The sequence below is a fragment of the Vibrio sp. ArtGut-C1 genome (assembly GCF_002105475.1).
Lineage (GTDB): Bacteria > Pseudomonadota > Gammaproteobacteria > Enterobacterales > Vibrionaceae > Vibrio > Vibrio diabolicus.
In genome coordinates this window covers 139,904-158,815 of the sequence record NZ_NCTH01000003.1, presented here as the reverse complement: position 1 = coordinate 158,815, position 18,912 = coordinate 139,904, and the positions used below count along the sequence as shown (strand labels likewise).

Sequence of the window (18,912 nt, the reverse complement as noted above, 5' to 3'; positions counted from 1 at the left end):
ATTGTCATGGCACATTTTACTGTCATTGGACTTGGGCGTTTTGGTATCGCGGCCAGTCTTGAACTGATCCATCTCGGACACACCGTGACGGGCGTTGATCGCGACCCAAAAATCGTTGAGAAATATGTCGAGGAGTTAACGCAAGCCATAATTTGCGACTCCACCGATGAGAATGCGCTGCGTGAATTAGATCTTGGCAACAGTGAAGCGGTATTGATCGCGATTGGGGAAGACATGCAGTCAAGTTTGCTTTGCACTTTGGCATTGAAAAATCTCGGTGTTAAAGAGATTTGGGTTAAGGCCAGTACCAAAGCACATCACACCATAGTGTCGAAACTTGGCGTTCAACGTATTATCCATCCAGAAGAGGAAATGGGCGTGCGTGTCGCTCAGGCGCTAAACTACCCTATGGTGAATAACTACTTGTCCTTAGGTCATGGGTTGTATGTGGTTGAAATTCATATCAGAGCATCGTTACACGACACTCCGATTGGACAAATTCTTGGTGATGCCAAAGTCAGTGTGCAAACGGTTCTCATCAAACGTGAACAAGACGTGATCAATCAGATTGGTCATGATTTTGTCTTGAAAGCGAATGATATCATTCTGTTGTGCGGCACTCGCGCTGAGCTAAAATACCTCGCTCCAAGGTTGGTGTGACATGGTATTGTGGCACCCCTCTATCACACCGATAGAACGTAAACCCAAGTCAGGAAAAAAAATAGTGGGTGCGCCGCCACTGATTTTAAGTGGCAGCTTTTTACTGCTTATCCTGCTGGGTACGGCATTACTCAAACTGCCAATTGCGGCTCATGAGCCTATCACTTGGATACAGAGTTTGTTCACGGCTACCTCAGCCGTAACGGTGACAGGGCTAGTGGTGGTTGATACAGGCACTCAGTTCACCTTATTTGGGCAAGTTGTCATCGCTTTACTCATTCAGTGTGGTGGCCTCGGACTCATGACCTTTGCCATTGTGACCTTGATTGCTTTGGGAGGGAAAATCGGCTTTTTAGAGCGTACCGTCGCAAGAGAAGCATTTAATCAAACCGACTCCTCAACGCTTGTTGCGACCGCTAAATCCGTGTTGATGTTTGCTCTGACCGTCGAACTGGTTGGGATGACCATATTGACCTGGTATTGGAGCGATGAGCTTGGCTGGGCAACCAGTTTATTTCACGGTTTTTTCTATACCATCAGTGCGTTTAATAATGCAGGGTTTGCCTTAAGTGCTGATAGCTTAATGCCTTATGTGGATGACCCCGTCGTTAACCTGACCATTACAGGACTATTTATCATTGGCGGGTTAGGCTTTTCGGTTTGGATGGATTTAAAGCGAAACCGTCGGTGGTCAAAGCTGACGGTTTATAGCCGCATGATGATAACGGGAACCGTGCTTATCAATGCCGTGGCAGTGATAGCCATCTACCTAATCGAGCGTGATAACCCCAACACCTTAGCGCCACTCAGCGAACTCGGTAAGTGGCTGGCTTCTTGGTTTCAGGCGGTAACTCCACGAACCGCAGGCTTTAATACACTTGCGATTGACCAACTCGAAGATGCAACAACGGCAATTATTCTGGTGCTGATGTTCATTGGTGGCGGCTCTTTAAGTACCGCAAGCGGTATCAAAGTCGTGACCTTTATGGTTTTGATATTATCGACTTACGCTTACTTACGTCGTGATGAGCAAATCCATGTGTTTAAACGTGAAATCGCGAAAGATACGATCAGCAAAGCTCTTGCACTGACGATGATTTCGGTTGTAGTGACGTGGTTAGCCATCTTTGCATTACTCTTGACGGAAAATGCCCCGATGATAGATGTCGTGTTTGAAGCGGTTTCTGCATTAGGTACTGTGGGGTTGTCTCGTGGCTTAACAGGTCAGCTTTCTGCATCGGGTGAACTCATTATCATCTTTATGATGTATATGGGGAGATTGGGACCATTAACCTTGGCGTACTTTTTAGCCAGCCCACGCCAGAAAAAACTACGTTTTGCGGAGACAAAATTAGCCATTGGATGAGTTTTCAAGGCTAACACAAGGAAGTGAATGCAGGTTTAACGAACTAATAGCTAAAGCAATGTCATCAACAATAATAAGCCTTATTTACGATGACTAGGGTATGACTATGTATTATTACTGGCGTATTTTAAGAAGGACGTTTTGGGTTAAATTCAATTGTTCAAGAGGACTGCACCATGATCCTGATAGCAACGCACAGTGCTGTTCTTACTGTGGAAAAAAGATATCTCACATATCGGCTTAAGTTGTAAATGCAGGTTCAATGCAGTTTGATATAAATCATGGAGATTTCCTTATTATTGATTTAACAATTTCTAATTTAGTGATGTCGAAAGCTCATTTTTAACCTATTTCAATTCAGACCTGTTACTCACAACATTCCTGAGTATCGAGGTTTACCCTAATTTACCTAAAGAATGATTATTAGAGGCGTTTATTCTCGCTGTCTCCATGAGAATAAACAGTATAAGGGTCTAAACAAGTTAAGACCCTTATTTACAGACAATACCCGTTTAAGCGCCATTCACCATAAACTGTACATCCGTAGCAATGTCACTGATGTGATCGCCAGCTCGCTCTAGCCCTTTCGCAATAAACAACAGTTCAACCAGTTGTTCAGATGATGTGGCTTGCTGGTTAAATCCCTGAATGAGCAGTGTGTATACATCTCGATAATAGGCATCGAGCGTATCATCGCCTTCCCAGACAACATTCGCCTGAGTGGCATTTTTAGTATTGTATGCCTCAATGACACTACGCAGCATTGTCACTAGGTGTAAATGCATCTGGTGAAATATTTCATTGAGTTCATCAGGAATGACTTGTTTGAACTGACTCGACTTTACCGCCATCGATTTTGCATAATCACCGACACGCTCTAACCTGGGTGCGATCCGCATTGATGATAGGATAAAGCGCAGGTCATCGGCTACGGCATGTTGACGTGCTAATACTCTGGCTCCATGTTGCTCGATGTTACTCAAACACTGGTTGGCGATACGGTCTTGAGCAACAATGTTATCGGCTAGCTCAGTATTAGGTTTATCAAAGACATCAATCGCTTGCTCGAACTCTGTTAACACAATGTTGGCGAGTTCATTGAGTTCGGTTTTTATCTGTTCTAAGTCACGATCAAATTTCTTTAGAGTATGATTTTCCATTTTATATTCCTAACCAAAACGGCCTGTGATGTAGTCGCGAGTCTTCTCTTTTGCTGGTGACGTAAACAAGGTATCTGTTGGCGCAAACTCGACCATTTCTCCCATATGCATGTAAGCGGTATAGTGAGAGATACGCGCTGCTTGTTGCATGTTGTGCGTTACCATGACTACCGTAGTCTCTTTGTGCAAGTCGCTCAGTAGGTCTTCAATCTTGGCAGTTGCAATCGGGTCTAATGCCGATGTCGGCTCATCCAGTAGCAACAAATCTGGCTTTGGCGCTAATGCTCGCGCGATACAAAGGCGTTGTTGTTGCCCTCCAGATAAACCATAGGCTGAGGTGTGAAGTCTGTCTTTGACTTCATCCCAAATCGCTGCACCTCGTAGTGACTCTTCGGCACGAGCATCAAGCTCGGCTTTGTTACTGACACCGCGAATACGCAGTCCAGCCACCACGTTTTCATAAATGCTTTTTGGAAAAGGGTTAGGCTTTTGGAACACCATGCCGACCGTTAAACGAACTAGGCCTGGATCCATATCAATCAGATTATGAGCACCAGGATGCAACAGGATTTCTCCCTCATAGCGATTGCCTGGATAGAGGTCGTGCATTCGGTTAAAGCTACGCAGCAGCGTACTCTTGCCGCAGCCAGAAGGACCAATCAACGCGGTTATCTTCTTATCCGCAATCGGTAAATTGACATTGTGCAAAGCATGAACCTTACCGCCGTACCAGAAATTGAGGTTTTTGACTTCTGCACGAAGCGTCTCTTTCACTGATGAAGCAGCCGATATCGTTGAGCTGCGTTTCACGCTATCTTGCTCAGTTGCCGCTGATTGGCTAGAGAAAGTTGAAATGGTTTGTGTCGTCATTGTTTGGTTCTCTCTTACTTCAGGTTACGACGCAGTCGGTATCGGATATAAATGGCAATACCATTCATCAATATTGTCATTGCCATGAGTACAACACCTGTCGCAGCAGCATTGATGTGGAATTCAGCTTGAGGGCGGGATACCCAGTTAAATAGCTGGATAGGCATCAAAGTAAACGGGCTGGACAACCACTCAAAATTAATGAATGGGAACTCACTTTGAAAAGGTGAACTGGGCAAAAAGGCAATAAAGGTTAATGCGCCGATAGTAATAACAGGTGCAGCTTCACCAATAGCACGAGCCAGTCCAACTATCGTGCCAGTTAAAATGCCAGGTCTTGCTGCGGGTAATATGTACATGCGCACGGTTTGCCATTGGTCAGCTCCCAGACCATAAGCGGCTTCACGTAGCTCTTGAGGAATGCTGCGAATTGATTCTCGTGTCGATACAATGATGACAGGAAGGATCAATAACGCGAGGACTAACCCCGCCGTAATGATGCTCTCCCCTAAACCAAAACCATAAATAAACAAGCCCAAAGCAAGTAAGCCATAGATAATGGAAGGCACGCCTGCTAGGTTACTGACGTTGATTTCAATGATATTCGTCAGCCAGTTCTTTGGTGCATACTCTTCGAGGTACAACCCTGCGGCGACACCAAAAGGGATGGCGATACAAGCCGTCACCAACATCACAAGACTAGTGCCAACCCATGCAGATAAAATACCCGCACGCTCTGGGTGTCGAGAAGGAAAGTTGGTATAAAAATCAGCGTCAAAAAGACGAGGAAACCCAGAATAAATCAGCTCGGCAAAAACACTGACCAGCAGTGACATCGCCATAAGCAGGATAATGATCCCAATCGTTGCGACGGTGAGATCGGCTTGTTTATTTTTACGGACGATCTGTTCGAGAGTTAAAGTGGTGTTTTGCATTAGTAAACCTCTCTGAATCGACGGCGTAGGTAGAAACCGAGGATGTTAAAAATCAGAGTGATGATGAAAAGTACTAAGCCTGCGGCAAAGACAGACTGATAGGCAATCGTGCCATGAGGTAAATCTCCCATCGCCATCTGTACGATGAATGATGTGATGGTGGCGGCTCCTTCGGTTGGGTCAAAACCAAACCGTGGGTTTTGCCCCGCAGCAATTGCCACAACCATGGTTTCACCAACCGCACGTGACATACCAAGAATACAAGCGGCTGTAATGCCAGATAAGGCAGCAGGGATCACGATATGCGTCGCCACGCGAAAGCGAGAATAGCCCAACGCATAGCCTGCTTCTCTCAAGTGCATAGGCACAGAGCGCATGGCATCTTCACTCACGGAGGCTGTATACGGCAGAATCATAATCCCCATCACAATACCTGGCGCTAACAAGTTAAAACCAGAGAGACTTGGAATGAAGGTTTGCAGTAGAGGTGTAACAAAAAGTAGCGCAAAGAAGCCATAGACGACCGTTGGCACACCTTCTAAAAGCTCCAGGAAAGGTTTAACCACTTCTCGTACTCGGTTGCTGGCGTATTCACTCAGATAGATGGCAAGGCCAATCCCCGCAGGAATGGCAACCCCAAGAGCAATACCTGCCACTGTGAGTGTTGCTGAAACCAACGTCATCACACCAAAATGCGCATTAGCAAACATCGGTGTCCACTGAGTGTCAGTGAGAAAATCGAGAATCGATACGTGCTGGAAAAAGGGTAATGATTCTGAAACCAGTACGTACACAATACCCACAGTGACAAAAATGGAAGCCAGAGCTGCTGCCATAAGAAGGTAACGACTCACCACATTCCAAAATGCACGTTGTTTTAAAAAGGCTTCAGAGACCAAGAGGCTTGAAGAACTGGATTGAGTTGTATTCATATTCATGCCTGCGTAAAGAGAACAAGGAGGGCAGCAAAGCTCCCTCCATGAATCAATACAATAATGACTTACTTAGGAGTGCGAGCTAACAGCTCTTCAATACCGACACCGACTTCAGCTCCGTGGAAAACAGAACCCGTACGACGTTGCTTAAAGTTTTCTTGCGCTAATTTGTAAGCTTTTTCTGGTAGAGGAACATAGCCGACTTCTTTGACTAGCTCAGGTGCATGAGTCGTGTCCATGTAGAAGTCTACAAATCGTTCAACGTGCGCTTTTTCATCGGCTGATTTTTTGTTCACGTAGATGAAAATTGGGCGAGACAACGGTTGGTAAGTTGCATTCTTGGCATTTTCAACACTTGGCTCTACAGGTTGACTGCCTTTCCAGCTAATTGGTGCAGCTTTTAGTTTGTCTTTGTTTTCTTCATAGTAAGCCAAACCAAAGAAACCAAGTGCATCAACGTCATTAGAGACGCCTTGCACGATGATGTTGTCGTCTTCGCTGGCGGTGAAATCACCACGGCTAGATTTGCCTTCAACAATCGCTTCAAGGAAGTAATCATAAGTGCCTGAATCAGTACCAGGACCAAAAAGTTTAAGCGGTCGATCAGGGAAAGCTGGGTTCATTTGTTTCCATGTCATGACTTTTCCTTGAGCCGCTGGTTCCCAAGCCTTTTTCAGATCTTCGACGTTCAAGTGTTTAACCCAATCATTTTTCGGGTTGATAACCACAGTCAGCGCATCAAGTGCTGCTGGCAGTTCGATAAACTCGATGCCGTTTTCAGCGCACAGTTTGCGCTCAGAATCCTTAATTGGTCGAGAGGCATTCGAAATATCCGTTTCACCACGGCAGAACTTTTTAAAACCACCGCCAGTACCAGAAATACCGACGGTGACCATGGTTTTGCCTTTCTCTGCATTTTGGAACTCTTCAGCCATCGCCTCGGTAATAGGGAAAACTGTACTAGAGCCATCAATTTTAACCAGATCACGAGCGAATGCGCCTTGACTAGCTGCGAGTAGCGTCGCGCCAACTAAGGCTGCTGACAAAGTATGTTTCATGACTTATCTCCATGTTTTACGTCATTGATAACTTCGATGGTTACGTTACTACTCATTTGTGACACTTTTGTGTCTATTTATTTAAATATACATGTATCCATATGTACGAACCTAAAAATATGCTGTATGTTTTTACGACTGTGGAATCTTACTTATTGATGAGAATGACAGGATGGATAAGAGAACTGTACATTTCATTAGCTACCCAACCTCCGATCTAGCCTGTATTGCTGCTCAGCTTCTTTTTAGTCGCTCTAGTGACCGATATCACATCAGTTATGAAAGGCTGCCCAACGAAGAAGACTGCGGCGATACGCTGGATTGCTATGGATATTTTGGTTATCTCTTTTTAGATGCCTCGGATGAGATAGAGCCAGGCTATGACTATGTGATTGATATCAACTACGCGATGCATCGAGTTGGAAGGCGTAGAGAGGCATATCAAAAAAACCTTTATTGGGAAGTGACTTGTAATCAAAACGCAATAGAAGAACTACAGAATCACATCAGCTATTTCTCTTCTCGTTGCGATGTCATCCTGTAATCTCCCTGCGTTTTTTTGTTGACAGACGATATACATCAAATAATATATACGCATATACAGATAAGTAGGATTGAACATGTTACCTCACCAGTTTTTTAAATTACTTTCAGATGAAACACGGGTTCGTTGCTTGTTAATGATTGCCCGTGAAGAAAAGGTCTGTGTCGGGGAGTTGACAGAAGCCCTTAATGAAAGCCAACCCAAGATTTCTCGCCACCTTGCATTGCTCCGTTCAAGTGGTGTGGTGGTTGATACCCGTCAGGGGCAGTGGGTTTTCTACCGTTTATCAGATCAGCTTCCTGGTTGGATGAGAAAACAGATCCAAGGGTTAGTTGACTCTAACTGCCTGAAAGCAGAATACCAGCAAGATATTCAACGCTTATCCGAGATGAAATCTCGTCCAGAATGTTGTGTTTAAAGGAAAAATTAAGATGTCTATCAAAGTAGGAATTAATGGATTTGGTCGTATTGGACGTTTAGCGCTGAGAGCGTCGTTTGATTGGCCTGAAATCGAGTTCGTTCAGATTAACGATGTGGCAGGTGATGCGGCAACTTTAGCGCACCTGCTTGAGTTTGACTCAGTGCAAGGTCGCTGGCACCACGAAGTGACAAGTGAAAGTAACGCAATTGTCATCAATGGAAAAACCATCGCAACCTCGCAAGAAAAAGCTATCGATTCAGTAGATTGGTCTAGTTGTGATGTGGTGATCGAGGCAACGGGCAAACACCGTAAATCCGAGTTCCTGAATCAGTATCTGGCACAAGGTGTTAAACGCGTGGTGGTTTCCGCTCCAGTAAAAGAAGATGGGATTGCTAACATTGTTGTTGGTGTTAACGACAACATTTTTGACCCAGAGAAACACCAGATTGTGACTGCTGCATCTTGTACTACTAACTGTATTGCACCTGTGGTGAAAGTGATTCATGAAAAACTCGGTATTGAGCAATCTTCGTTTACGACCATTCATGATTTGACAAATACTCAAACCATTCTCGATGCTCCGCATAAAGACCTTCGCCGTGCGCGTGCTTGTGGTATGAGCTTGATCCCAACGACCACAGGTTCTGCGAAAGCGATTATCGAAATTTTCCCTGAACTTAAAGGAAAAATTGATGGTCATGCAGTGCGTGTTCCGTTAGCTAACGCCTCATTAACCGACATTATTTTTGATGTTAAGCGAGACACTACGGCTGAAGAGGTGAACGACTTACTTAAAGAAGCGTCGCAGAATGAACTGAAAGGCATACTTGGTTTCGAAGAACGCCCTCTTGTTTCTATTGATTACAAAGGGGACCAACGTTCAACGATTGTCGATGCGCTTTCGACTATGGTTGTTGGCAAGCGTATGGTGAAAATCTATGCGTGGTATGACAACGAAATGGGTTACGCAACACGTACCGCAGAACTTGTTCGTAAAGTCGGCCTAGCATAAGGAAGCAAACCAATGACACATCCTACGTGGGAACTGCCTGTTGAAGACAATAACGCAGCGTTAGTACTAACTCCTTGTCCTGGCACTAAAGAAGCGTCGCTGAGTGACAGTATTGATCAACTCAAATCTCAAGGTGTAACTGTCGTTGTTACAGCACTGAGCACTCATGAGATGCAAGAAAAAGGCGTTGGCGATCTGCCTAATATTGTCGAAAAAGCAGGTTTGCAATGGTTTCACACACCGATAGAAGATGACTGTGCTCCAGGTGAAGATTTTCAGGCTCGCTGGAAACATATATCCCCTTCGCTACACAAAGCTATAGAACATGGCGAAAAGATAGCGATGCATTGCATGGGGGGATCGGGACGGACAGGTTTGCTTGCTGCCCATCTTTTGCTAGAGAAAGGTTGGGAGCTGCAAGAAATCATCACCCATGTCCAGTCGTTAAGACCTGGCGCATTTACCAAAGATGTACAAGTTGAGTACATCCACCAATTTGCTAATCAGTAAAAGCCTTAAAGAGCTGCCTAAGGCGGCTCTTTTTTTTAAAGAGAGTAAATATGTTGTCTAAACTCAACCAAAATGTCCGCCAGTACATGTTGGTCACATTTAACTATTGGAACTTCACTGTTACCGATGGCGCATTACGCATGTTGGTGGTGCTCTATTTTTATGATTTGGGGTATTCAACCTTAGAGATCGCCTCCCTTTTTCTTTTTTATGAATTCTTTGGCGTCGTCACTAACCTCATCGGTGGTTGGCTAGGTGCTCGTCTTGGTTTGAACCGAACGATGAATATTGGCTTGGGAATGCAAATCATCGCTCTTTCAATGCTGGCCGTTCCTGCAAGTTGGCTCTCAATTCCATGGGTCATGGCTGCACAAGCTTTGTCAGGTATTGCCAAAGATCTAAACAAGATGAGCGCGAAAAGCTCCATCAAAACCTTGGTGCCAGAGAATGCACAAGGAGCATTGTATAAGTGGATTGCCATACTTACAGGCTCTAAAAACGCGCTAAAAGGTGCAGGATTTTTCTTAGGTGGTGCGTTGTTATCGATGATTGGCTTCCAATATGCGGTAGCTGCGATGGCGGGTGTTCTTTTACTGGTCTTTATCGGCAGTGTGATTAGCCTTAAATCCGATCTTGGCAAAGCGAAAAATAAACCTAAGTTCTCTGAAATTTTTTCCAAATCTAGCAGCGTAAACATTCTATCCGCTGCTCGTATGTTCCTGTTTGGTGCGCGTGATGTTTGGTTTGTGATTGCACTGCCTATTTATCTGGGATCTGTGTTTGGATGGGATCATAGCGCCGTAGGTGGATTCTTGGCTATTTGGGTTATCGGTTACGGTATCATTCAAGGGATTGCACCAAAGATCACAGGCAGTAAATCAGGTCATACTCCAGATGGTAAAGCCGCGATAGTGTGGGCGTTGGTATTGTCTGTAGTGACTGGCGTAATTGCTTACAGTGTGCAGCAGCAATGGCACCCAGAAGTGGTTATTGTCGTTGGACTGATGATTTTTGGTGCTGTGTTTGCGGTTAATTCTTCTCTGCACTCGTACTTAATCGTCAGCTATGCCAAGGGAGATGGTGTCTCTCTGGATGTCGGTTTCTACTACATGGCAAACGCAATGGGGCGTTTGATAGGGACGGTTCTATCTGGATGGGTGTTCCAAATGTGGGGGTTCTCAGCCTGTCTATGGGTATCCTTTGCCTTCTTAGCATTAACGACCATTATTTCGTTTTGGCTGCCTATAGGTACAAATCAAAAACTGGCTCAGCAATAAATAAAACTAAGCAGATTTTTTCACCAATGCCAGCAATCGTAGCTGGCATTATTTTTTAACCTTAAGTCATTGAATAAATGGGATTCGTAAGTAATTTTTAGTTGTAGCATTATCTAACAACTAAGGATTTATCATCTATTTATCTATCAGCACTTTACACGCTGTTTCTATTGCTATTTTTAAGTCGATATCACTCAGCATGTCACCTTTTCTGATTGTCGTTTTAGCTATTAAGCATCCCTCATCATCAAATTCAATTTTGCTATTTCCATTCAAGAAATAACGAATGGCATCTACATACTCTTCAATGCATTCTTCATTAAAATCTGAGTTACTGATACCTTGAGATGGTGACACAGCATCATCGATTAGCCCACTTTTACGAAATATAAGTTTTTCACCTGTATCTTCAATCATAGGTAAGTCATGAATTTGCTTGAGCATATTGATTTGATTTCTTGCTGACCTCAACTCGTTATATAAGGTTTGAACCTTGAACTTAACAACATCACTACCAATAGTTGCAAAATCAGCATCTGTCATTGAAGTAAAGTCTACAGGTGAATAATCCGCAGATGCCTTGCTTACCTTTGCTTTGTCTATCTCATGTGACCACGCATCGAATAAAACCCTGTATGGGTTGGGCTTTCCCCGTACGGTTTTGTTATAAAGTGAGCTGGCACTCATTTTTATTCCAATAGATTCCAATGCACCAACTACATTAGGTACGGTTAAATCCACATGATTCTTTTTAAAACCATAAATGATTTTATTCAAAGCTTTTAGGCGTGTTTCAACATTTGAATTTGCATCTTTAAGAAGGCTCTTTAGAACGGTATCAACATCATGCTGCATGGCATACCTCCATCAAATTCTCTAATCTCAAAGCTGCAACTAGATACTTCCCTTCCTGGGCTTTGATGTCGTTTTCAATCAACTTTGCCGTTGCTGATATAGCCTGCTCCTTTTCCTCATGACTTAAGTTCCTTAGAAATATCGGTTGCTCACCAATGGCAACAAGTGCTTTATCAACAAACGTGTCACGTTTGAACTTCAAGTTTTTATCTCTTTCGAAATAGGGCAAATAAGACTCGGACTCTACCACTGCGTTCAAATGTTCAAAGTTAGTACATTCCTCAAAACCAATGCTTTCAACGAAATCTTCGCTGGTATTGGTTAGATTTCTAACCGTTTCAAACAGTAAGTTCCCATAATAAACCTCAGAAAGAATCAAATTCACATCTCCTGAGTTCATTTCCATGTTATTCTCCGCTTTCTTAATCAACTTGTTCAGGCTAGCCCATTCATCTGAACGACCATTTTTTTTGAACTCACTCTTCCTCTGTTTTATAAGCTTCCTATAATCTGATTGCAGAAGACTATAATCATCATTAAGTTCTTTAGCCTTATAAAGAAGAGCATTTACATGCGCCCAGATATTAATCAAAAATGGCTTACCACTAATTAAGTACTTGCAGTTCAAACACTTACCAACGCCATTGAAGTGCGTGGCTTCTTCATCACGACCTTCATGACAGAGAGTGCCTGAGTTCGGGCATATTCCTAATGCATTAGAGTTCCAACTACGTTCTTGAACATCTCCCCAAGACGTTAGATAGATATCAGGGATGTAAGCAATCTGTCTCGCTCTCTCAATATCCGATGTCTTTAGTTCTTCTGTAAGAGCCAACTCCATCTTGCTGCTTATTTTAGCTTGAGCTTCAGTAATTCTGTCATTTATATAGCTCTTATCATATTTGACATAACGGTATGTAGTTCGTACGTTGGCGTGACCAGCAATTAATTTAGAAATGATATGAATAGGCACACCAAACTCTTCGAGCCTTGTAATCCCTGTAACTCGCGTGCAGTGTGGCGTCAAATAGCTAATGTAAGAATTGCCACCTCCAACATTATTTCTAAATTTTTCAAGTTTCTCTTGAGATATCACAGAGAAATCAGCTCCCTCAGCATCAAGGCGACGTTGTATTTCTACCATTAATTGGTTCCACATCTTTGTAATCAACAGCTTGGTTGGTGGGAAATCTCTACTTTTTTCATCAGAATTCAAATTGCACCTAAATAAATAGAAGCGTGAAGGTGTAATTTCTAAAACCGCAGTAGTTGGCTTGCCGCCTAGGATCGTTTGAGGTCTATCTAGATCTTTCATGGCAGCAGGAGACTCAACGTGGTGATATTTGTTCAAAAAATCTAACTGTCGTGCATATACAGTCAATGCGTCTTCGTGGTGCCAAGGAATGGTATACCCACTAACCTCACTGAAAGCTACACTTCTATCTGCTGTCTTATTCGTGTTGATGTACATGTAGGCTTGTCTAACGATGGGGGAGCCATTTTCATCAATATTTTTACTCTGTATAGCTTCCTTTACTAAGCTAGTATCACGCTTAACAAAGCCTCGGTCTTGATTAACTGAATACCTTGATTTCCAGTAACCTGCGTGAGGGCTGTCATTTGGTATCCATCGTAAATTGTCAAAGTCATAACGATAATCATCACCTTCACCACTATCTAACACTTGAGCCTGAATTATTCTTATCGGCAATAGAAAGACCAAAGCCAATAAATTATTTAAGGTTGGGTTAAATACACTATTCCCATTCTCATCAATGAAGTATTGATCTTTCAGCGTTTTTGCCCACTTATATTCAGCGTCAAGCAAGATATCTATTGCTAGTTGGTGAACACGCAACGGTATCACCGCTTTAGGTGTTTCATCTTTACTAGAACCAGTAATTTTTTTGAAGACCTTATCTCTCTGAATACGATCCCATTCATAATTATCAAATAGAGGCTCGAAACCATTTTTAGGGTCAATGTTATATTCATTCATCGCCCAAACCATCATATCTCTGATGTACATGGACTTCGCTCTAACGCTCGCTTTAACCTCATTCTCTAGATAGTGAAGAAACCGTTGAGAGCCTCTACGTCCCTGAACTAAAAGCTCAGTTAGCTCATCGACTGTATGAATGCACTCAATTCCCAGCACATTCTCAACATAATCAAGCAAGTTATAAAATGCTGAATTTTGCCCCTTCTGGGTCTTTAAAATAAGCGTATCAATGTAAGATTCATTAATCTTTACAAGAAGAGAATACGTAGCTAACTGCTCTTGACGCCCTAGGGATTTGACTTTTCCGCGAGCAATACTTCTACCTTGGGGTTTAATAAGATCGTCAGGAACAATCTTCTCTAAAATACCTTTGGGAACTTCAGTTCCGTTAAACTCATAGATTGTTCTTAGGAAAGCAGTTATGCCGTAAAGATCCCTTCTTGTAAGGTTGTTTGATTCATCGCCTCTGTTTCCTTTGAACAGATCATAATTACTCACGACCAAATCAAAAAGGTATTGAGCATCTGCTATTTTCAACTCCTTAAGACGATATCGCTTGTAAAATAACGAATAAAGCCTAGCGAAGAGCCTTCCCTTTTGTCTTGGTGCAGAGTTGTCACCATAAGATGAATTGTGCTCATCAAATTCATCCACAAACTTTTGAACATCTGGACTAGACTTAGTAGCCAAAGCCGTTAAATATGAGGCTGACCAATTGAACTTGGCAAAGTTGTAGAATTCAGAGAAGCAAATTTTCCTGCGCAGCATCTCACCATGCAGTTTTTCTGAATAAATATCAGGTAATGATGTGGCATTTAACACCAAGAAACACTCAATCAATTTCGTGTTGCTTAACTCTTTGATGCCCGTATCTTCGATGTATTTTAAGACGGTTGATTTTGTGATTTTCAATTTAGACCTACATACCTTTTAGAGACAATAGATATACACCTGCAACATTTTTCAAAGCTTCATCGATTGCTCGTTTATTCGCTGACTTATATATTTCTTGTGACAAGATACTTCTATGGTTCATCATATCTTGAAGTACTTTTGGAGGCACTCCAGCCTCCTCCAAAATTGATGCAAACCAATGCCTCATAGAGTGCGGTGCAATCCCATTTTTTGCTCCATATTCAACATAATATCCTAATTTCCGAAGCCTCTTACATGCTTGTTTAAATGCTTTTAAATAAGAGTTAATTGACATAGGCGAACCAAGATCATTCACATCTCCAGTTTTTACAAAAAAGAATGGATGTTCATACCCATACTTAGCTTTATAGTCTCTCATACAGACTTCTCTTTCATGCATATACTGTTTAAACAATTTAACGAATAATATTTCAGCATCTTCATGAATTAATCTAATTGGTGTTGTGTAGTCTTTCTCAAGAGCCAAGTCTTTCCACCCAGCATAATAAGAGTTTGAGTTGTTATCGTTATCTCTCGGTAATAGGCCACGCTCCAAAAGATACTCCGCTCGACTTTTATTTTTATATGGCGGGATATCACAACTCGATTCTGATGGGTGATGAAGAGAGATTTCAAGCTTCCCCGAGCTAGGGTAAATATTGAAATCGTTAAACCATAAATGGAACGGCTCACTCTCTCTTAGCCCACCAAAAATCAAAAGCATTGTAATCATCTTAGCACCAATGTTTTCTCTTCCATTTCGCAGTTTGAACCCTTCATTTAGAAGTGGCTCAATCAAATCCTCTGGGAACTGGGACACTTTGTTGGAGGTTGTGGTGGTACTCTTGGAAAACTTGAATATGTGATCTATTGATGTCGCCTGTAGCCTAGCAGCAACCTTATTAACGTCTGTAATATGGCTCAGGAACGAGTTATTCTTAACTTGGCTAGCACGAAAGAAGTACTCCTTATGCGTCTTAGAAGGTGATTTAGGCAGGGTGCCATTCGATTCTAAATGGCGAGAGAAATCTAGAATATAACCGACATTCCTTCTGACTGTTTTTGCGCTACTTGGAGTCCAACCCAACCCAGAATCACCAGATAATGAGCACTGAATAAAGCCCCTTATGGTGTCAGCAACATTGTTGTCATTCTTGTAGACTGGAGCCTTCTCAACACAAAAGTCGTAAAATAAGCCAATTGCTCGGGCTACCTGGCGTTGCCAAGACCCGCTGTTACCATTTGTCTCGAAGTAGTTGATTAACTCTCTATATACAATTGGCTTCTCTGAACCAAGAGGTTTGATGTAAAGGACAATAAAGTGATTCATCACTCCACTCTTGAGCTTTACTTTCTGCTTTACCGTAACATGGTGAACAGGATGAGCGTAAGATTGCTTCCTGAACTTCATTTACCTAACCTCTCTTGCTTACAATGGCTAACTATCTTACATTTTCTTGTTGTAAGTTGTAAGGGGTTAACACTAAAACCGACTTGAACAATAATACAGTTTAACTTATAGTTATCAAGGATATTGTTGGAAGTTGTTGTAAGTACATTATAGGTTTTATACGAACGGTCGACTCATAATCGATTGGTCCGCAGTTCAAGTCTGCGAGGGGCCACCAAATTTCGAAAGGCGTAGCAGGTTAGTACCTACTACGCCTTTTTTGTGTCTGCTGACTTTGGGTACAGTTGTGGGTGTAGTAATTCGTTGCTCATATCCTCAACAACTTCAAACTTATCATCTTCCTCGATTCTACCCTCTCTTTCTTTTCGCTTATTACCAATCTTTCTATATAGTCGTAGAAACAAAATGTCTACTCGCTATTTAAACCATTGACCCTTTTTCGACTTCTGATAGGATGGACATGTAAACGTATGGACGTCTAAAACAAAAATGGAGTTACAATGAAAAGTATTCGTCACCTAAAGAAACTAGCTTTGGTTCTCACGGCAGTAGTTGGCTTAAGTGCTTGTGGAGAAAAAGATAACTCTGTCATTAAAGTGGGAGCAACCGTAGGGCCTCATGCTCAAGTAGTTGAAGCAGTAGCGAAGGAAGCTGCGAAGCAAGGCTTGAATGTAGAAGTCATCGAGTTTTCTGATTACGTGACACCCAATGCCGCGCTTAGTGATGGTAGCATCGACATTAACAGCTATCAGCACCAACCATTTTTAGACAACTTCAACAATAGTCATGACGCCCAATTAGTGATGATTGGTCAATCCATTCTGATGCGCATGGGGCTTTATTCTAACAAGTATCGCTCATTACAAGAGCTTCCAAACAATGCACGCATAGCAATTCCAAACGATCCAACTAATGGTGGTCGTGGTCTATTGCTACTCGCCGATGCAGGTTTAATTGAGCTTAAACAAGGTGTTGGCCACAAAGCAGCCCTAACTGATATTACAAAAAATGCAAAGTCGTTTGAATTTGTCGAGGTAGATGCCGCCCAGTTACCACGAACATTGGATGATGTAGACGCGGCTGCGATCACAATGAACTACGTAATGTCTTCTGGTTTAGACCCGAAGAAACAAAGTATCTATCTTGAAGCAAAAGACGCACCGCTGGCCGTCATGGTCATCGCTACTCGTGACGCAGACAAAAATAATGAAGCGTATAAAAAATTCGTTTCTATTTACCAATCTCAAGCAATTCGTGATTATCTCGATCGTACGTTCAAAGGCACAATAGAAGCGGCTTTTTAATCAATAAAGCAACGAATACTTTGCTCACTAATCAGATAGAAAAGAGGCTGATGTTTCTCATAGCCTCTTCTTTTCATTCCTCACTCAATCGGCTTATTGTCGACTTTCAGCCTCTAATCTCATTGCTAAATAAGCTTGGTCCGCAGAAACCAATTCAGGGCGGTTAATCAACTTCCAAAGGAAGTATGGTGGGATTAGAAATACGACAAAGTAGAGAGATTCATGGAAGAATACATCGGCTATCGCTTGCTGATGCTCCCAGAGTGCCGTCAGTGCAAAGAGCTCTAACATCACACCTAAAACGCCAAAGACGACAGAGACAACGATCGCTAAACCCAGTAGTTCTCTAATAAAGTGCTTGTATGCCATGATACTAATTCCTTCTAGCAGTAAGTCATACTAACTTACGCTCATAAGAACGAAGCCAGCTTGACTATCATCAAACTCCCCTCATCACAGTTAAGAACTTAGTTTTATAAAAAAGGACTTGTATATAGCGCCATTGAAGATTGACCTCTCTATCACAATACAATGACATCATTTCTCGACTTTGAGACTAGCCTTTTACATTTATCAGCAGTGTAAACAAGAGGTCATAATGAAAAAATATACTTATCCTTTACTTGCTATCTCAGGTGGTCTTTTATTGACGGGCTGCGGTAGCGACGACTCTTCATCCGATACAGAGGCAGCCACTTTTTCTCTCAGCGTTTCCGATGCGCCTGTCGACGATGCCAACAAAGTCGTCTTAGCGTTTAAAGATGTTGTCCTTGTACCATTTGACCCAGAAACTGGCGAACAGACTGGAGAACATATTCTGTTAGATGTTAGTGACAATGGAACACTACACCAAGTTGATCTAATGGAATATCAGGGAAGTAACGCTAAAACGATCATTAGCGAGCAAGACATCGCTCCTGGTGATTATGCTATGTGTGTGTACGCTAAAGACGGCAAACAATTAAACGATACAACGCTGTCATACGTAGAGAAGACAGACGGCAACATCAAAGGCTTAGTTGTGCCTAGCCGAGGCAGCTGTTTTGGTTTTAAACCAGATACGAGCGATCAAGGTCGCTTGAAGTTTTCGCAAAAAGGTCAGTATGTAAAAGTTCATACTGGTCATAATAGCTATGTTGTCGAGTTTGATTTGCGTAAAGGTCTGGCAGATCCAACGGGCAAAGATTACATGAACATGAACTCTAATGCGGTAAGCTTAGTAAACGCATCAGAATCAGGTCATATCGGTGGTGAAGTCAGTGAAATTCAGTATCAAGCGTGTGAAGCAGACAGTGCAGCATCAAATGCAATAAATGACGTTCCTGCCGTTCACTCAGTCTATCTTTACGCAGGTTCGATGGATCGCTCAACCATGGGCGATATGGGCGCGATGGAACCACTCCAAGCGCCAGTTGCAGTAGCTAACGTGAATGAATCGCAAGACGAAGAAGGTAATACAACCTACAGCTACGAGTTTGGTTACATTGGTCCAGGCACCTACAGTATTGGGTACACCTGTACCGCGTATGTTGACACACCAGATAACCATGAAACATCAGAAGATGGCTTCCTGATTTATCAACATTACACACCTGTTGATGTGGTCGAAGGTGAGCATACAGAGCAAGATATCAATCCTATCCTATAGCTCTCGTCTTATCGAAAGCCGCTCACACG

Annotated in this window: 18 protein-coding genes; 9 read left to right on the top strand and 9 right to left on the bottom strand. The window is 42.6% G+C overall.

The genetic code is table 11. The annotated features are described in order from the left end of the window. The first annotated feature begins 6 nt into the window (after positions 1-6). Positions 7-660: a TrkA family potassium uptake protein gene (locus B7360_RS03985; RefSeq protein WP_085342766.1), complete on the top strand. Its 654-nt coding sequence runs from the start codon at positions 7-9 to the stop codon at positions 658-660. 1 nt (position 661) lies between these two features. After that, positions 662-2,026 carry a TrkH family potassium uptake protein gene (locus B7360_RS03980; RefSeq protein WP_047690397.1) on the top strand — a complete coding sequence of 455 codons (1,365 nt, stop codon included), beginning with the start codon at positions 662-664 and terminating at the stop codon, positions 2,024-2,026. Positions 2,027-2,538: 512 nt separating this feature from the next. On the opposite strand, the gene phoU is transcribed toward B7360_RS03980, so the two are convergent. The 5 genes from phoU to B7360_RS03955 form a co-directional block, all read right to left on the bottom strand. Beyond that, complete coding sequence (phoU, locus tag B7360_RS03975) at positions 2,539-3,186, bottom strand: phosphate signaling complex protein PhoU (protein ID WP_085342765.1); 648 nt, start codon at positions 3,184-3,186, stop codon at positions 2,539-2,541. A gap of 9 nt (positions 3,187-3,195) precedes the next feature. Next, entirely contained in the window at positions 3,196-4,056 is an 861-nt protein-coding gene (pstB, locus tag B7360_RS03970) for a phosphate ABC transporter ATP-binding protein PstB (RefSeq protein ID WP_085342764.1), read from the bottom strand. 14 nt (positions 4,057-4,070) lie between these two features. Next, positions 4,071-4,991, bottom strand: a complete 921-nt coding sequence (gene pstA / locus B7360_RS03965; protein ID WP_085342763.1) for a phosphate ABC transporter permease PstA — start codon at positions 4,989-4,991, stop codon at positions 4,071-4,073. Further along, on the bottom strand, positions 4,991-5,923 hold the full coding sequence (pstC, locus tag B7360_RS03960; protein ID WP_085342807.1) for a phosphate ABC transporter permease subunit PstC: 933 nt from the start codon (positions 5,921-5,923) through the stop codon (positions 4,991-4,993). The genes pstA and pstC overlap by 1 nt, the downstream gene beginning before the upstream one ends. 68 nt (positions 5,924-5,991) lie before the next feature. After that, a complete protein-coding gene (locus tag B7360_RS03955) occupies positions 5,992-6,984 on the bottom strand; it encodes a PstS family phosphate ABC transporter substrate-binding protein (protein ID WP_085342762.1) in 993 nt (330 codons plus the stop codon). A gap of 172 nt (positions 6,985-7,156) precedes the next feature. Between B7360_RS03955 and B7360_RS03950 the strand changes: the two genes are divergently transcribed. The 5 genes from B7360_RS03950 (at position 7,157) to arsJ (ending at position 10,748) form a co-directional block, all read left to right on the top strand. Then, on the top strand, positions 7,157-7,528 hold the full coding sequence (locus tag B7360_RS03950) for a hypothetical protein (RefSeq protein WP_085342761.1): 372 nt from the start codon (positions 7,157-7,159) through the stop codon (positions 7,526-7,528). A gap of 76 nt (positions 7,529-7,604) precedes the next feature. Further along, positions 7,605-7,946 (top strand): metalloregulator ArsR/SmtB family transcription factor, encoded by a 342-nt coding sequence (locus B7360_RS03945; RefSeq protein WP_071178641.1) that lies wholly within the window; start codon positions 7,605-7,607, stop codon positions 7,944-7,946. Positions 7,947-7,959: 13 nt separating this feature from the next. Beyond that, positions 7,960-8,961, top strand: a complete 1,002-nt coding sequence (locus B7360_RS03940) for an ArsJ-associated glyceraldehyde-3-phosphate dehydrogenase (protein WP_085342760.1) — start codon at positions 7,960-7,962, stop codon at positions 8,959-8,961. Between the two features lie 12 nt (positions 8,962-8,973). Continuing rightward, entirely contained in the window at positions 8,974-9,471 is a 498-nt protein-coding gene (locus B7360_RS03935) for a cyclin-dependent kinase inhibitor 3 family protein (protein ID WP_085342759.1), read from the top strand. Positions 9,472-9,521: 50 nt separating this feature from the next. After that, positions 9,522-10,748, top strand: coding sequence for an organoarsenical effux MFS transporter ArsJ (arsJ, locus tag B7360_RS03930; protein ID WP_085342758.1), 1,227 nt, complete (start codon positions 9,522-9,524; stop codon positions 10,746-10,748). A 135-nt stretch (positions 10,749-10,883) separates the two neighbouring features. Here the strand turns inward: arsJ and B7360_RS03925 are convergent, their stop codons facing one another. From B7360_RS03925 to B7360_RS03915, 3 genes are read right to left on the bottom strand one after another with little or no spacing between them, the layout of a single operon-like run. Next, positions 10,884-11,603: a hypothetical protein gene (locus B7360_RS03925; RefSeq protein WP_085342757.1), complete on the bottom strand. Its 720-nt coding sequence runs from the start codon at positions 11,601-11,603 to the stop codon at positions 10,884-10,886. Further along, positions 11,593-14,517, bottom strand: a complete 2,925-nt coding sequence (locus B7360_RS03920; RefSeq protein WP_085342756.1) for a VPA1269 family protein — start codon at positions 14,515-14,517, stop codon at positions 11,593-11,595. The genes B7360_RS03925 and B7360_RS03920 overlap by 11 nt, the downstream gene beginning before the upstream one ends. A gap of 7 nt (positions 14,518-14,524) precedes the next feature. After that, positions 14,525-15,931 (bottom strand): site-specific integrase, encoded by a 1,407-nt coding sequence (locus tag B7360_RS03915; protein WP_085342755.1) that lies wholly within the window; start codon positions 15,929-15,931, stop codon positions 14,525-14,527. A 500-nt stretch (positions 15,932-16,431) separates the two neighbouring features. Between B7360_RS03915 and B7360_RS03910 the strand changes: the two genes are divergently transcribed. Beyond that, on the top strand, positions 16,432-17,235 hold the full coding sequence (locus B7360_RS03910) for a MetQ/NlpA family ABC transporter substrate-binding protein (RefSeq protein ID WP_085342754.1): 804 nt from the start codon (positions 16,432-16,434) through the stop codon (positions 17,233-17,235). A 93-nt stretch (positions 17,236-17,328) separates the two neighbouring features. On the opposite strand, the gene B7360_RS03905 is transcribed toward B7360_RS03910, so the two are convergent. After that, complete coding sequence (locus B7360_RS03905) at positions 17,329-17,604, bottom strand: hypothetical protein (protein WP_048626615.1); 276 nt, start codon at positions 17,602-17,604, stop codon at positions 17,329-17,331. 229 nt (positions 17,605-17,833) lie between these two features. On the opposite strand from B7360_RS03905, the gene B7360_RS03900 reads away from it, so the two are divergent. Continuing rightward, the gene (locus B7360_RS03900; RefSeq protein ID WP_005392211.1) at positions 17,834-18,883 is read left to right on the top strand and encodes a DUF4382 domain-containing protein; all 1,050 of its coding nucleotides are present in this window, start codon (positions 17,834-17,836) and stop codon (positions 18,881-18,883) included. Positions 18,884-18,912 lie beyond the last annotated feature (29 nt).

What these genes read in the sequence shown, in the direction of transcription:
- B7360_RS03985 (WP_085342766.1), top strand. Translation starts at nt 7, where the DNA reads ATGGCACATTTTACTGTCATTGGACTTGGGCGTTTTGGTATCGCGGCC.
- B7360_RS03980 (WP_047690397.1), top strand. Translation starts at nt 662, where the DNA reads ATGGTATTGTGGCACCCCTCTATCACACCGATAGAACGTAAACCCAAG.
- phoU (WP_085342765.1), bottom strand. Translation starts at nt 3,186, where the DNA reads ATGGAAAATCATACTCTAAAGAAATTTGATCGTGACTTAGAACAGATA.
- pstB (WP_085342764.1), bottom strand. Translation starts at nt 4,056, where the DNA reads ATGACGACACAAACCATTTCAACTTTCTCTAGCCAATCAGCGGCAACT.
- pstA (WP_085342763.1), bottom strand. Translation starts at nt 4,991, where the DNA reads ATGCAAAACACCACTTTAACTCTCGAACAGATCGTCCGTAAAAATAAA.
- pstC (WP_085342807.1), bottom strand. Translation starts at nt 5,923, where the DNA reads ATGAATACAACTCAATCCAGTTCTTCAAGCCTCTTGGTCTCTGAAGCC.
- B7360_RS03955 (WP_085342762.1), bottom strand. Translation starts at nt 6,984, where the DNA reads ATGAAACATACTTTGTCAGCAGCCTTAGTTGGCGCGACGCTACTCGCA.
- B7360_RS03950 (WP_085342761.1), top strand. Translation starts at nt 7,157, where the DNA reads ATGGATAAGAGAACTGTACATTTCATTAGCTACCCAACCTCCGATCTA.
- B7360_RS03945 (WP_071178641.1), top strand. Translation starts at nt 7,605, where the DNA reads ATGTTACCTCACCAGTTTTTTAAATTACTTTCAGATGAAACACGGGTT.
- B7360_RS03940 (WP_085342760.1), top strand. Translation starts at nt 7,960, where the DNA reads ATGTCTATCAAAGTAGGAATTAATGGATTTGGTCGTATTGGACGTTTA.
- B7360_RS03935 (WP_085342759.1), top strand. Translation starts at nt 8,974, where the DNA reads ATGACACATCCTACGTGGGAACTGCCTGTTGAAGACAATAACGCAGCG.
- arsJ (WP_085342758.1), top strand. Translation starts at nt 9,522, where the DNA reads ATGTTGTCTAAACTCAACCAAAATGTCCGCCAGTACATGTTGGTCACA.
- B7360_RS03925 (WP_085342757.1), bottom strand. Translation starts at nt 11,603, where the DNA reads ATGCAGCATGATGTTGATACCGTTCTAAAGAGCCTTCTTAAAGATGCA.
- B7360_RS03915 (WP_085342755.1), bottom strand. Translation starts at nt 15,931, where the DNA reads ATGAAGTTCAGGAAGCAATCTTACGCTCATCCTGTTCACCATGTTACG.
- B7360_RS03910 (WP_085342754.1), top strand. Translation starts at nt 16,432, where the DNA reads ATGAAAAGTATTCGTCACCTAAAGAAACTAGCTTTGGTTCTCACGGCA.
- B7360_RS03905 (WP_048626615.1), bottom strand. Translation starts at nt 17,604, where the DNA reads ATGGCATACAAGCACTTTATTAGAGAACTACTGGGTTTAGCGATCGTT.
- B7360_RS03900 (WP_005392211.1), top strand. Translation starts at nt 17,834, where the DNA reads ATGAAAAAATATACTTATCCTTTACTTGCTATCTCAGGTGGTCTTTTA.